At 34.5% G+C, this 14159-nt stretch carries 15 protein-coding genes; all 15 read right to left on the bottom strand.

Annotated elements, in window-relative coordinates:
- Position 1 precedes the first annotated feature (1 nt).
- Genes EKM60_RS01610 through EKM60_RS01545 form a run of 15 tightly spaced genes read right to left on the bottom strand, consistent with a single transcriptional unit; the run spans position 2 to position 14087 of the window.
- Positions 2 to 478: a hypothetical protein gene (locus EKM60_RS01610; protein ID WP_125711775.1), complete on the bottom strand. Its 477-nt coding sequence runs from the start codon at positions 476 to 478 to the stop codon at positions 2 to 4.
- On the bottom strand, positions 478 to 2388 hold the full coding sequence (locus EKM60_RS01605) for a hypothetical protein (protein WP_125711773.1): 1911 nt from the start codon (positions 2386 to 2388) through the stop codon (positions 478 to 480). Before EKM60_RS01605 ends, EKM60_RS01610 begins: the two co-directional genes overlap by 1 nt.
- Entirely contained in the window at positions 2389 to 3462 is a 1074-nt protein-coding gene (locus EKM60_RS01600; RefSeq protein WP_125711772.1) for a hypothetical protein, read from the bottom strand.
- The gene (locus EKM60_RS01595) at positions 3462 to 4121 is read right to left on the bottom strand and encodes a hypothetical protein (protein ID WP_125711771.1); all 660 of its coding nucleotides are present in this window, start codon (positions 4119 to 4121) and stop codon (positions 3462 to 3464) included. Before EKM60_RS01595 ends, EKM60_RS01600 begins: the two co-directional genes overlap by 1 nt.
- Positions 4122 to 4125: 4 nt before the next feature.
- Positions 4126 to 4461, bottom strand: coding sequence for a hypothetical protein (locus EKM60_RS01590; RefSeq protein WP_125711770.1), 336 nt, complete (start codon positions 4459 to 4461; stop codon positions 4126 to 4128).
- On the bottom strand, positions 4454 to 6217 hold the full coding sequence (locus tag EKM60_RS01585) for a prophage endopeptidase tail family protein (protein ID WP_125711769.1): 1764 nt from the start codon (positions 6215 to 6217) through the stop codon (positions 4454 to 4456). The genes EKM60_RS01590 and EKM60_RS01585 overlap by 8 nt, the downstream gene beginning before the upstream one ends.
- Positions 6217 to 7077 (bottom strand): phage tail family protein, encoded by an 861-nt coding sequence (locus EKM60_RS01580; protein WP_125711768.1) that lies wholly within the window; start codon positions 7075 to 7077, stop codon positions 6217 to 6219. Before EKM60_RS01580 ends, EKM60_RS01585 begins: the two co-directional genes overlap by 1 nt.
- Positions 7078 to 7087: 10 nt before the next feature.
- On the bottom strand, positions 7088 to 11341 hold the full coding sequence (locus EKM60_RS01575; protein ID WP_225426977.1) for a phage tail tape measure protein: 4254 nt from the start codon (positions 11339 to 11341) through the stop codon (positions 7088 to 7090).
- Positions 11342 to 11355: 14 nt separating this feature from the next.
- Positions 11356 to 11493: a hypothetical protein gene (locus EKM60_RS11080; protein WP_164508286.1), complete on the bottom strand. Its 138-nt coding sequence runs from the start codon at positions 11491 to 11493 to the stop codon at positions 11356 to 11358.
- 59 nt (positions 11494 to 11552) lie between these two features.
- Complete coding sequence (locus EKM60_RS01570; RefSeq protein WP_125711767.1) at positions 11553 to 11945, bottom strand: hypothetical protein; 393 nt, start codon at positions 11943 to 11945, stop codon at positions 11553 to 11555.
- Between the two features lies 1 nt (position 11946).
- Complete coding sequence (locus EKM60_RS01565) at positions 11947 to 12618, bottom strand: major tail protein (protein ID WP_225426976.1); 672 nt, start codon at positions 12616 to 12618, stop codon at positions 11947 to 11949.
- Positions 12619 to 13005 carry a hypothetical protein gene (locus tag EKM60_RS01560; protein ID WP_125711766.1) on the bottom strand — a complete coding sequence of 129 codons (387 nt, stop codon included), beginning with the start codon at positions 13003 to 13005 and terminating at the stop codon, positions 12619 to 12621.
- Positions 13002 to 13424 carry an HK97-gp10 family putative phage morphogenesis protein gene (locus EKM60_RS01555; protein WP_125711765.1) on the bottom strand — a complete coding sequence of 141 codons (423 nt, stop codon included), beginning with the start codon at positions 13422 to 13424 and terminating at the stop codon, positions 13002 to 13004. Before EKM60_RS01555 ends, EKM60_RS01560 begins: the two co-directional genes overlap by 4 nt.
- Complete coding sequence (locus tag EKM60_RS01550; protein WP_125711764.1) at positions 13421 to 13783, bottom strand: phage head closure protein; 363 nt, start codon at positions 13781 to 13783, stop codon at positions 13421 to 13423. The genes EKM60_RS01555 and EKM60_RS01550 overlap by 4 nt, the downstream gene beginning before the upstream one ends.
- Positions 13761 to 14087 (bottom strand): head-tail connector protein, encoded by a 327-nt coding sequence (locus EKM60_RS01545; protein ID WP_125711763.1) that lies wholly within the window; start codon positions 14085 to 14087, stop codon positions 13761 to 13763. The genes EKM60_RS01550 and EKM60_RS01545 overlap by 23 nt, the downstream gene beginning before the upstream one ends.
- Between the last annotated feature and the right edge of the window lie 72 nt (positions 14088 to 14159).

The raw sequence follows: 14159 nt of genomic DNA, 5'->3' as shown, positions 1-14159 counted from the left end.
ATTATTTTCCTCCGTTATCTGTTGTAGTTGATGTATCTGTATCAGCACTTGTCGTATCTGGTTCTTGTGCCGCCTTAATTCCAATGACTTCTTTAGTCAATTGTGTAACAGCTGATTGAAGTTCATCACTAGTATTCTTTTGATCAGCGTTATCAGCCATCAAGCTCAAATTCTGCTTGGTACTTGTTGTTAAAGCTGTCTTCAAATCTTCGATAATTTTAGTTAGTTGCAAATTTTGAAGAGTTAACTTAGTTAATACATCGTTGTGTTCTTCGCCTGGTGTCATATTAGTTGATTTGTGAACCAGTACATTATCAGATGGGCGAATTGTCCACAGAAATTTTTCGTCAATAGAAAAGGCTGGTTCATCTTCTACGACGATCCAACCTTTTGATTTGTTTTGATACAACGATGATGGATATTCAGCAACATCAGTAATATTGCCATCACTATCTTGTTTAAAAGCTAATTTAACCATTATTCACCCTCCTTATATGCTGATACCGAAGCTATTTGAATACTGAACGTACCTTCAACTTCGCTATTCATTAGATCAATCATATTAAATGTAGAACTCAAGTCAACAGATCCACCCTGCGTAGAAATTTTAACATCACAGCTTTGAATTTTGTGTGGGAATGAACCTGAAGTTACATCTGGTTTACTCCAAACTCCATTTTTATATTGTGGAACTAACTTAGCGCCAATCATATGACCAAGAGCATCACTAAATCCGCCACTTATATCTATGTTGGTAACACCGCTAAAAATTTCTTTTTTGGGAATTTTAATACTTCCTAAAAATCCAAAGTCACTTAAGTGAAACTTATATATTGAAGAGTTATAAGTCCATACAACCTCATCTACGAATTTAATCACTAATCCATCTTGAATATTATCAAAGTTCTTAGTTACGTCTCTTAACTGCGCAGTTGTTGATGCTCCTTCAAATAAAATATTTTGAGTAGAAATTTGATCTACCGCACTTTGTGATGTGTAGGAGTTAATGTAATTAAGAACAATATCGTACGTTGATAAAATATTTCCAGAACTGTCTTTAACTACTCCTTGTACCGGTTTAAAATCCATAGTTCCATCATCTTTATACTGAAAGTTTGCTTTCGGAACGCTAACAACATCCGTGTCAGAAATTAAATGTTCGTTAACAATAGCAACTGTATAACCAGAATATTTTGAACTTGGCTTCAAATTGCTAACTTCAATATAATTATATTGATAATTGTTGTATGAAACTAAATTACCATCGGGATCAAAAACTGCGATCATACTTCCGTCAGTATAATTACCAGTAAGCGTTACATCCAAAGAAAATCCCGTAGAGTAAGACTTTACTGCTGAAAAGGTTGCTTTAGAAATATCGTAAATAGAATCGGAATCAGAATAGTTATTTGCTGTACTAAATGAAGCAACGTCAACGTCATTAGATACTTTATTACCACTAATATCTTCAAAATGAACTTTAAACTCCCCAGTAACGTATGATTTTAGTGGTTTCAACCCTTGTACAATAACCTTGGATGCAACTCCCTTTGCAATATTTTTACCATCTTTAGTTACTACTAAAGAGACACCCGTACATTGTCTAGCCAGACTAATCATAAAACCATCATCAACAACCTTTGATGGCACAATTGTACCGCTGCTAGATAGCTCAGTAGATGGAAATTCAAAATCATTAATAGTTCCCGGATATTTGTCTAATGTCGTAAAATCAGCCAGGCTCTTTTTTCCACTGACGTAGATAATTTTATTGTTTTTAACGGATAAGGGAATTGAAAGACTATTTTTTGTAGCTAAATTTTCTTTCTTAATTGATATAGGAAGTGGAATATTAGTTAAATATTTCCAGTTATCACCATTGTTAGTAACAATAGAAATAGTTCTTGATGTCATAGCCTTACCGGCAAAATATGGTGTTTCAACCATACTAATATCTGCTTGTAGACCATCACCAGTAACCGCCAGATCAGTACCTAAATCTTGATTAAAATTGACAACCGTATTCGAATTTAAGGCTGAGGGTCCTTGCCAAAGCTTATATCTTTTAGTAACTTCACCCTTATATAGATCACCTGGATAAGTATCAAAACCGATGCTTTCATGACCGGGATTGGTTGTAGTTCCACCTGTGTCACCACCATCATCTCCACCAGTTCCAGTGTTTCCGCCTGTGTTTCCACCTGTTGAACTACCGGAACCATTTCCTAACCATGACGAATATAATCTTATTCTGTTTGTTGTAGGATTACCTATTGACTTATGTATTACATTCCCGTCGTCGTCAGCAATTTCAACAGCAAGTGGCATTTTCTTCAATAAATTTCTTGCTTGTTCGTCTTTAACAATAGCTGTATTAGTATCTGACATTTACATATCTCCTTCTAACATTTTATTCATCTGATCCATTTTTGAATCAGTAGCTGGATCACTTTTACCAATTGATAAACCGCCGGTATCAAGAATATCTTGCATAACAGTTTTAGCGTTATCTTGCGTTACAACACCGGCAGACTTAATATCTTCGGCATTAGCAGCGATATCGGCCTTATTTTGAGTTATGTCATCATCGTTCTTTCTTTGGCGATCTTCGAGATCATTTAAGGACTTATCGACCTCATCTTTATGAGCGGTGCTGTCAGATACCAATTTATCAATTTTGGCTTGGCTATTTTTGGTATCGGTGTCTAACTGTTCTTGATTGGCTTTGATAGCAGCGTCCGTTTTATCATTCATATCCTTAATAGCCTTATCGGCGGTATCGTTCAAACTAGCAATATTGTTCTGCATAATACCAACGTATAAGGATTGGTAGAACGCTAATTGCTTTTGGCCAGATTTAATTGATTCATCAAAATTAACTAATAATCTATTTAATTCCGAAACATAATTAGCGTGTTTCTCTGGAATGGCTACATCATTATTAATAATTTCTAAATCGAAATCCAAAGTTTGAATTACTTTAGTGCGTTCTGGATTCTCAATAAGGAAGTGTGCCGATTGATAGTGTCCAGCATTTTGAGTGATAGCTGCTTCCGGTTGCCAGCTTAATACGCCTAAGGACGCTTGAGTTCCGTCAAATCCTTCATCTGAACGGACATAAGATCCTGTTGCGTCTGTACCCTCAAAACTAATTAATTTATTAATTAAGGTACTATCGTCCATATCAAAACTGGATAGATCATATAGAGATATGCCACCCCAGTTCTTATTTGATTTTAAGAAATTAATCTCAAATGTATTACCGCTCGAAGTACCTTGAATTAACCAAGCATGTTGAAACTCTCGACTATTTAATAAAATGTTCTCAATTCCGTTTGGGCCTAAATGTTCATGCTCGTCTTGAGTATATTGTGCTGGTAAATGGAACCCTTCTGCTAGATCAACACAGAAAAATAATGGTTCAACCGCCGGAATATTCATCTTCATTTCTACATTTTCCATTAAATATCACCACCCTTATTTAATTCTGAATTCATTTCAGCTAACTTACGGTCAACTTCTAGATCGTCGTCAGAATACTGTTGACCGTTTCCGGTATAACTTGGAGGAAATACGCCAATACCAGGTGAACTATTCACTTGACGTGAAGCAATATTATTGATTGCTTCATTAAAAGTAGAAAGCTTATTATCAATTTCAGATTTATCATAATATTTATCATTCAAAAATTGAGCAACAGTAACATTAATTATCTTAATGATCATTGATTTTAATTCATCAGTAGAGCCAGAAAACTTGCTGAAGAAATCCTTTTGAGAAATCATCCAGTTAACAATGTTATTCACTGTAGTTTGAATATCTTTCATGTTAGATCTGTAATCATCTCTAGCGTCCTTATCAATATTTCCATCCCAAGAGTTTAAATCTAATGTGGCTAAATAATCTGGTAGTTTTGGAAAACTTGGCCAAACTAATTCATCATTTAAACTATTGAACTCATATACGTCCGAACTATATGTTCCATCTGATTGTTCCTTAGCAATTGCAACACGCTGTCCATCTTCAAAAGTTAGTACTACTTTCTTACCGTCATTTGAATTTAAAGATAGCTGAGGAAATTCCTTGTTCAAAACATCTGCTGGCAAATCGTTTAAATACAATATCTCACGTCCTTTCTTTAATATTTGAGAATACCCCATTAATAACTTCTAAATATTTATTAGTGGTCATTATTTCGATAATGCCATTCTTCTTATCAATAAATACTGCATTTAAATATCCAGATGAAATATTTTCAGGGATATTCAATGTATTTTCATCAAAATAAAAATGACCCGAAGTATTAACTGACTTCAAGTCATCTATACGTTTAACCATATTTATTTTTTTATCCACTAATTTATTAACAAAATCCATTAATCCAATTACTGCTAAATAATGGGTTTGTGGATAATAAATTTTTTTGTCAATTGGATCAGCAACACTTCTAATATCAGTCATCCACTTCACCAACTTTTCTAGTGATTGTTCCTGATCCCCAAGAATTTCCGGCCAAAGTATCAACTGCAGACATTGCAGAACTTGCAACACCTCTTACACTTCTGATTGAATTTTGAATAGACAATTCGTAATCTATTAAGGTTTGAGGCGTTGAGTCCAAACTAATTTCAGGCTGATTATTATAACTTAATGGATTGTCCTTAACTGCCGTAACTGTAGCCCATGTGGTGAAATTTTCGGGCTTAACTTCAATATAAGCCATATCACCTAATAACAATTTTTCATCACCATTATAAGTAATTGAAATATTTACCTCAGGTTCAGATTTCATTGAACTAAGTGCATATTCTTTCATTGAATTAACGTCGTTAAATCTCTCATCGGATATTGGTGCACCAGGCCTCGATCCCCATTCATCAATTGATTTCTGATCTTTAACTATAAAAGGATCAAAATAATATTCAGTTTCGTCATCACTTGTATCATCAACATCATCTGTATCTGGTTTATCTAATTCTTTTGGCTGTATATCCCCATCACCAGAAAAATCAAAATCCTCTTCGGCAACCCACTCATTAGTTGAAACCCGGTACCAAGTTTTACCTAATGCACCTTCCGTTACTTCACCATTAATTCTCCAAGGCGTTCCATTTGCTAGAATTCTAGTTTTTGTCTGTGGACTCCACGGCGAATCATATACATTTGCTTCAGTTGGTGCTTGGTGTTCCGTTGTTGAACCATCATCCGTTACTGTACCTGTATTATCTGTTGCTGAAGTATTATCTGCAGCTTTGATGGTGCCACGTCCTAAAACGTCTGTAATGATATGATTCTCAGGCTTAATATCTCCTGTCTTATCAAAAGTAATATCTTTATCACTAACCCAACCATTGCTAGATACTCGGTAATAAACATTACTATCAATTGTTCTTTTACTATCAACTAACCAATGTGAACCATTTGGTAGATGTTGAACAATAGTAGCTTCATCTCCCGGCGTACTATATACTGCAACGCCATCTGGATCCATAGTATTAACAGTACCAACAGCGGTTCCTGTTTCAGAATCAACTGGATCACTTGTTGAACTAGAATCTTTATCCTTGGTTTTTCCGTAACACATTACAATATTTTGCAACTCTGTTGTATCTATTGAGACCTTAAATTCTGGAGTGTCATGAATATATCTGAAAGCTTTATTAGTTTTATGTTTCCAATTATCCATAGCAACTAATTTGATATGCTTGTTATCTGGAACAACGACTAAATTGAATTTTTCAATACAATCGTTAATGCAGTCTAAACCAGATTTCTCACCATAATCAGTAACTTGTACTTTGGGAATGTCACCAACTATTTCCCAGGTAAAACCATTATTTCCTAAACTATTTTTATCAAAGACAAAACTCATAAGATCAGCGGCAGTTACAGTTTTATCTCCCTTAATTTTGTCATATTGATATACATATTGAGAATCAAACCAAATGTGAGTAGCTGATATTGAACGTTTGATATCCCTATTTGAATCTTCTTTATCAGCCTGCTTTATATGATATTTCTGATCATCAAAAATCAAATAGTTCTCATTTTGAAGTAATTGATAACCTAAAGAATTGTCATTATTAGCGGTAAATTCAATTTGGTGTGTTTGATTCATTTCTATGCTTCTACTAAATGATCCAAAATCAATACAGGTTAGTGTTTCATCATACTGGCCTTTACTATCCTGTACTCTAACTCTTGGTAATTTAATCATTAATAATAAATAAAAGGAAAATCAAATGAAACAGTTCCGGTATAGCCAGTCATGCTGAAACTATTATTTCCTTTGATCAAATCAACTGATCCATGATCAGTATCAATCTCACAAGCAACTCCATTTAAAAATGGATGGACTCCTTGTAACACAAGTTCATCATCTTCCTTCAAATTCCCTTGATAATGGAAGGTATCTCCAGTCTCATTATTAATAATTAGCGGGCTACCAGAACCGCCTTTAAATATAATGTTTAATTCATGATCTTGTTCATAAGGCTGTATATCAAAATCTGATGGATTATAAATATAAAAATCCCCAGGAGGACTTTCATAAGTTAAATCGGTACTTGGCAAATTTAAATTAGTGTTTATCAAATCTTTAGAATTCTCTATGTCTATTGGAAATTGACTAGATCTTACTACCGAATACATATAAGCAGATGGAATATCAAATTCTACTGAAAACGTTGAATCTAATACACCTATTCTGCTGAATTCAAAAGGTTTCGGAATACCATAAAAGCACCTAGCAATATCATCACTTTGACGTACACGCATAATATTTCTACTAAAAAGCTTGTTATAAATAGTATGTGCTACGTTTTCAAATTCACTAACGTCATTAATTTCTAAATAAAAATTTGCCGTTGCCGTTCTCGATCCAAATAAAATTGGACCACGTTGAATCTGACCGTCAATTCCTGCTCTATCGATTAAATTGGTCTGAGATTGGGGTGCAGATATTTTTAAATCTAAAAAATGCAACCCACGATAATCTTGGATTGCAAATTCATTTTTATTGCTAGATTTTATTAATAGTGTATTTACTCTAAATCTATTTTGTAAATTACGAGACATTTTTTACCCCCTATCTTTGAAATTGAGTTAGCTTTCTTTTTTTCAATCCAAGTTTATCAAGCACATTAGACAGTTCACTCAAAGAAGCATCACTGTCATTATTATCTAATAACAATCCCAAAATCTTTGTTAATAAATTATTCTGAACTTGAGTTAATACCATTTGTTGTTTTTGATTATCTTCAATATTTGAAGTATCGACATTTGTTACAGCTTGAGAAGTATTATTTCCAAATGTTGCTTGAGCTTCAGAGAGAATCTGCATTGCCCTAGTTCTATTAGTCAATGGTAATACTACTTCTGGGCCAGCTTCACCAACAATGGCATTAGTAGCTTGTGTAATTAAACCACCCATTGCCATCAATCTTGGACCAGATGGTCCAGAGGCTTGACCACGCCATTCACCGTATTTACCATTGTAACCCATACCCATATCACTTCTCCAGGTGGCATCATTAAATAGTGCTATCAATTGATCCATGGGGTTCCAAATATTGGTATGTCCTGGCATCGCATAGTGTCTAAATGTTTGATCAATATATTGAAGAATACCTTTGGATGGATGTCCTGCTTTAGCATTACTATCAGTTAAGTTAATAGCATACGGATTACCACCAGACTCATTCCCAATAATTCTTTCAATCATATCAACATTAAAATCTGTAATACTTTGATGCATATAAGCTGCAGCGGCTCTGATCATTGGCCCATATGCTTTAGCTGGCATAGAACCACCGCCACCCATTGATTCAATCATATTATCAAACACACTTTGCAAATGATCCTTGACCCAATCACCGGCCTTGCCAGTAGTTTTATCTAAGGCTCCCTTAGCAAAGTCAGCATATGCTTGAATCTTAGGCATTACCTTTTTAGCTGCTGATTCCATTAATGACTTAGTATTCTCAATTGGATGTTCTAGGAACTTAGACATAACTTCTATCTTATCCCCAGCCCATGAACCAATATTTTCAAGTGAACCTTTGGTCCAATCGATCATTGAGCTAACTCCATCCTCAATAGAACCAACAATTCCGCCACTAGCATAATGACTAATACCAACAGAGTCCATAATATCCTTGGTATCATCACCATTATAAATTCTAGTTCCGGAAGGTAACATTCCAGTCCAATTACGATCCTGGCTCATCATTAATTCACCATCAGGAAGTTGAACTAATTCCTTCCAGTTAGGACCTTTACCATCATTAATAACTGATAAATGTTGTTCGACAACACCACCTTGTTCAAAATGAACTTTACCAAGATGTGGCACATCGGTCTTTTTACCAGTGAAAAACTTCCATACAGAATTAATGGCATCAACACCTGAATTAATTACACCAATTACACCGTTAATACCGTCAGCAGCAGCATCTTTAATGCCTTTCCAAATGGAACTGAAGAAACTAGATATCCCACTCCACATTGCGTGCCATGTACTAGATATTCCATTTAATGCATTAGAAATAACATTCGAGATAGAGTTCATAACTCCACCAATGAAATTAGACATAGCATTCCAAATTGAAGTAAAGAAGTTTGAAATAGCCTGCCATATGGAGTGCCAGAAACTAGATATTCCACTTACAACATTTGTTATGACGCTTGAAATTGCATTAATTATTGGAGTAAAGAAATTAAGCATTCCTGTCCAAATTGATCTAAAGAAATTACTAATACCTGACCAAATAGTTCTCCAAGTATTAGATATTCCGGTCATTGCCGCTTTAAACCAATTGGACATTGTCTGCCAGAATGCTCTCCATACAACTCCGACTACGTTAAATATGGGTTTTAGCCAATTGACAAGTGCCTTCCAACTATTTCTAATCCAAGTAATCAATGAAGTAATAATCAGCTTCAATGGTGCCACTAGTGGTTTAGTAATAAGTATTGCTATTCCAACTGGTAAAGCTAAAGCATAAACGGCTAATTTTCCAAATCCTTTTAAAACATTTACTAAGGCATTCAGCATGTTCTTACCTACCTTAGCAAAATCACTAACCCACTTTGAAGTTACAGTTTTAACACTATTCCACATATTTTTGAACATAGTTGGAAGTTGTGCAAACCATTGTTTCATTCCATCAAATGCTGCTTTAACTTTTCCTGGCAAATCAGCAAGCCACTTAACTAAATTATTAAAGGTCTGTTTAATTAATAGTCCTAATTTATTAACTGCATCATGAAATGGTTTGATTTTGTTATAAGCTAAAACAAAACCGGCTACCAATGCTGATATAGCAATCACTGCTATTCCAATTGGACCGGTTAGTATTGTTGCAATGGCACCTCCACCACTCAAAAGTCCACTTATTGCTCTCACAGCTCTAATCAGGCCACTTATTCCCATCATTATTTGACCAATTATCATTAATATTGGACCAATTGCGCCTACAACTAATCCAGCTGTGATAATAAAACTCTTTGTACCTGAACTTAATTTAGAAAATGATGCCACTAAATCAGTCAATTTTTTAATTAAAGGTGTAATACTTGGAAGCAACTTAGATCCAATCTCAATAGACAAAACATTTAATGATTCCTTAAACTTACTGACATTAGCCTTTGAAGTATTGTTCATGGTATCAGCAATCTTTTTAGTTGAACCATTAGCCTTCTCAGTTTTTTCAGTTAGTTCAGATAATTTGTCTCCACCTTGTGAAACCAAAGCGTTCATCCCCGCTTGGGCTTCGGTACCAAAAGCCATAGCAATAGCAGAGGCTTTTTGCTCTTTAGTCCAACCTTGAGTGTTGTTTTTTATCTTATCCAAGATTTGAGGCAATGTTAAAGCATGATTTTTGAAATCCTCGGCATTAATACCGAGTTCCTTCATACCTTCAGCATTTTGTTTTGATGGTTTCATCAGTCTTGTTAGAGCTGATCTAAGTGCAGTACCAGCAACTGAACCCGAAATACCTTGATTAGACATTTCACCAATTGCTGCTGCAGTTTGTTCAAGTGAGATACCTGCAGCATGTGCCGTAGGCCCAACATAGGTCATTGCATCACCCATATCAGTAAATCCTGCAGCAGTAGCATTGGCCGTATAAGTTAAACTGTCAGTGACTCGTTGAGTATTCTTCAACATCCCAGAAGTGCTGTTAGATTTCAATCCAAATTGTTCCAGTGTTGAAGTTGAAACTTTCATTACTGAATTAAAATCATCCCCAGATGCCTTAGTGGCATTTAAGATTGATGGCATGGCACCTAAAGTTTGTTTTGCAGAATAACCGCGTTTTACAAGTTCATCCATACCAGAATTAATAGAAGTTGTAGAAATTCCGTATTGAGTTGCCCATTTTTTTGAGTCATCAGACATCTGAACAAGCTCTTTATCAACTTGTTTAACACCTTCTCCGTTGGCCTCTAATAATGGCTTGATATTAGTTATCTGTGATGAAAAATCAGTAGCACTCTTAACGGCATACCCCATTCCTGCAACTATTGGAACGGTGAAATGTGTGGTCATTGTTGAACCTACATTTTTTAAACCTTGACCAACAGTATTCAACTTAGTCGATACTTTATTAAGGCTATCTATGCTTTGAGCTTGACTTGTTGATAGATTCTTTACTTTTTTACCTAATTCATCATATTGATACTGTGCCTTATCTTGGGCCGCAGATAATTCGACGATTTTTGTTTTTTGTTCTTGAGTCTCTTTGGCATCCAGACCCTTTGATTCTATAAGATCTTGTAATTTTGCTTTTTCACGAGTAAGAATTTGACTATAATTGTCAACTTCTTTACCAAGTGATCGATACTTAACTAAATTAGATTCCGTTTGACGACCTTGAACCGTTAAACTATCTACTTGAGCCTTAGATTCACGTTGAACTCTATTTAATGCTTCACGGTAACTATCAGTTCCACGTTCTGCATCTCTCATTGCTATCTTGGCATTTTCAAGTTTCTTTTGGTATTGAGCTTGTTGAGTCTCTGCCTTATTTAATTGAGTAGCTATTTTATTAGCAGAATCAGAGTACTCACCATTAATTTTAACGGCAGTATCATATCTCTCTTTTAATGCTTGTATTTGTTTCTCATTAACACTCATCAGCTTTGATAGTTCTTCAACTTTTGTACTTGCTTTTTCATAAGAAGTGCCGGTCGTATCAAGAACTGATAAGTTAGCTTTCATTTCCGACTTAGCCAAACGAAATTGATTTTGAATTGATTTCAAAGAATTTTCAAACTTTGTTGACTGAAGATCCAATTCAATAATCATTGAACCAAGTGGGCGTCCACTACTTGCCACTAACTGACACCTCCTTAAAAGTTGTTATAGAAGTCTTGAGCTGACATCATTTGAGTATCTTCTGTTGTTCCACTATCATCCGCTGTTAATTGTCTATGTAAAAAGCTGAGAAAACTGTCAGCATCTGCATCATCAATCTCTTTAAATGGCACACCATTTTTAAACTGTTGCTTTGTTATGTCATCAAGAATCTTAAGAGCTTCTGCTGCAGTTATTTTTTTGCTGGATGATTATTTTCAGCTTCGACACCACCCATAGCATCAGCAAGAATATCTTTAAGCGCTGAGATACCATTCGCTGGTAAACCTTCATCAATTGCTTGAACTGTTACTTTTGGGTTTTTGAACAATTTGGCAACTAATTCTTCAAGCAAATCAAGATATGTATCATCCTTACCTGATAATGTGATATATTTTTTTTCTTCATTAGGCGTCAATATTTTTCCATTATTCATTTTCATATTTAGAATTTTTAATTCAGCAGCATCTTTTTGCTGGATTTTATTAAATTTAAGAATAGATTTTAATTCACCAAATGAAATATTATGTTGCTCATAATGTTTAGTTTCTTTTGTTTTTTTATCAAATAAATTAATTGAAATCATATTATGCAGTAGCTCCTTCATTTGTAGTTGATCCATCAGTCTTATGACCCTCATCTGCAATTACTTGAGTTGAAGAATCTAAATCACCAGTAAATCCAGGGAACATTACCTTAGCAAATTGAGCTAAAGTAGTACCGTTCGAGTTTGAAGCCTTAGTTTTAACTAGTTTTCCTAAACGTCTAGTAATTGCTGACCCTGTAATAGATGGTTTCTCAGGTGTCATACCTTTATCTTCACCAGTCTTTAGATCATTACCATCAGTTGTTGCAAATTTAGCTTTAGCAATACCAATCCACATTGGTTTTTGATTAAGGTCTTGTGCTTCAGCAATGATAGCAACATAAGGTTGTTTAACATCTGAAGTTGTCATATAAATTCCGTTTTCATCAACGTCATCCCCAAGAACTTCAGTAGATACGTCTGAAGGAAGCTCCATCATTGATAATTCAACCTTTCCTGTTCCGGTTCCGGCATCAGAAACGAAATAAGCAATATTTGATGCATACTCAACATTTAATTGACCTGAAAATCCTGAAGTTTTGAGTTCGATAGTACCACCAGAACTTTCATCAATCGTTACTACCTTAATGACATTTTCGTTGTCATCCATAATTCCGATAAATATACGTCTGAATCCCATGGATCCAATAGCTTTTAAATCTTTCACAGCCATTTAAATAATCTCCTTTAAATCTTGATTTTTTCTGACCCTCAAAATAAGACGTTGAATGTCATAGTCTTCATCAGAATCTTGAGAATCTAAAAAGCACTCAAACAAATGAGTGCTTAAATTTTTTTCTATTAAATTATGAAATTTATCTATTTCTTTGTTAGTCTTTGCCCAAACATTTATTTGACAACCAACTAATTCAAAACGTTTAGTATTGCTAACATACTGAAACTGGCTTGTCTGTAAACCATCAATTCTAATTATTGGGAATGATTTATTTTGTAGTAATTCCTCAGGAATTTTCTTTAATACAAATAAATTTGAGTCATCAAATCCTATCTTCATATCTTTAATAAGATTTCCAACCTGTATAGCAGCATTTCGAATCATAATCCCAACTCATTTCTGGCTGTTTCTTCAATTACTTGTTTATATTCTGATTCAGAATCTTTCAAGGTTGATTCAATAAATGGATTGGCAGCTTGATGAATTGTTCCTAATTCAACAAAATGAACTCTCCAAAATGTATCTTTTCCGAATCCGACTTTAACGGCTCCCTGAGAATCGACTCCAGAATAAACAATGTCATCTTTCATATGCTTAAATACAGTCTTATGACCACTGACTTTATCCATCTCACGTTGACCTTTCCAAGAACGATCTGATGAATTTTCGTAGGGAGTATTATTCTCTAAATTATTTACAACAATATCCCTACCAGCTCGTAAAGATTTATTGCGTATTGTATTTCCCTTATTTCCTAATGATGAAAGTTTTGAAGTTACATCATCACTAATATTAAAACTCATACTTGACCAGTCCTTTCACAAATAATTACATCCCATTCCCCATACTGTGTATCGTAATCTACAGTCTTTATTCTATATTCTTTATTTTGAGGTTTAATTAGATGAATTAGGGTCATGTCAGACGTAATGAGAGGCTCCGTTCGTCTTCTATGACGGATAATGAACTGTACTTGATCTCTGAGAACTTCAAGATTTCCAGCAATTTCATCAGCTTTTTGGGTTCGTTCCATAGCAAATAATTTTGTATAAATTATCTTATTTTCTCCAGGTATTGGATCCCCATACTCATCAGTTGATGACTTCCCTTTTGAAACGATCTGAATTCTTTCATTTAGATCACCCGTTTGAGCTATTGCCATTGTCTTGAGCCTCCTTCCAAAACTGGTATTCTGGTTTCAATTGCAAAATAAAAGTCTGCACTCCGTAATAAGTTTCTTTTTCCTTATTTGAAGTTGTTGCAGACTTATTTTTATAGTAATAATCAGTTAGCATTTGAACTGCTAAATCAAATCTCTTATTATCCTTATAAAACTCATCATCCTCTGAACCACCAATTGCTGAAACCATAAAATCAATTGCTACATTACGATAAAATTCAATTTCAGAATTATCTGTATTGTCAAGCCTTAGATTATTTATTAATTCGTCCACATTATCAGACATTCAATCACCTTCCTATTAATCGGTTGGTACTAAACCTAATAAATCATCTTTGGTTGTCTTACCAGTAGTATC

The sequence above is a fragment of the Companilactobacillus kedongensis genome (genome assembly GCF_003946625.1).
Lineage (GTDB): Bacteria > Bacillota > Bacilli > Lactobacillales > Lactobacillaceae > Companilactobacillus > Companilactobacillus kedongensis.
This window is presented reverse-complemented; position numbering and strand designations above follow the sequence as displayed.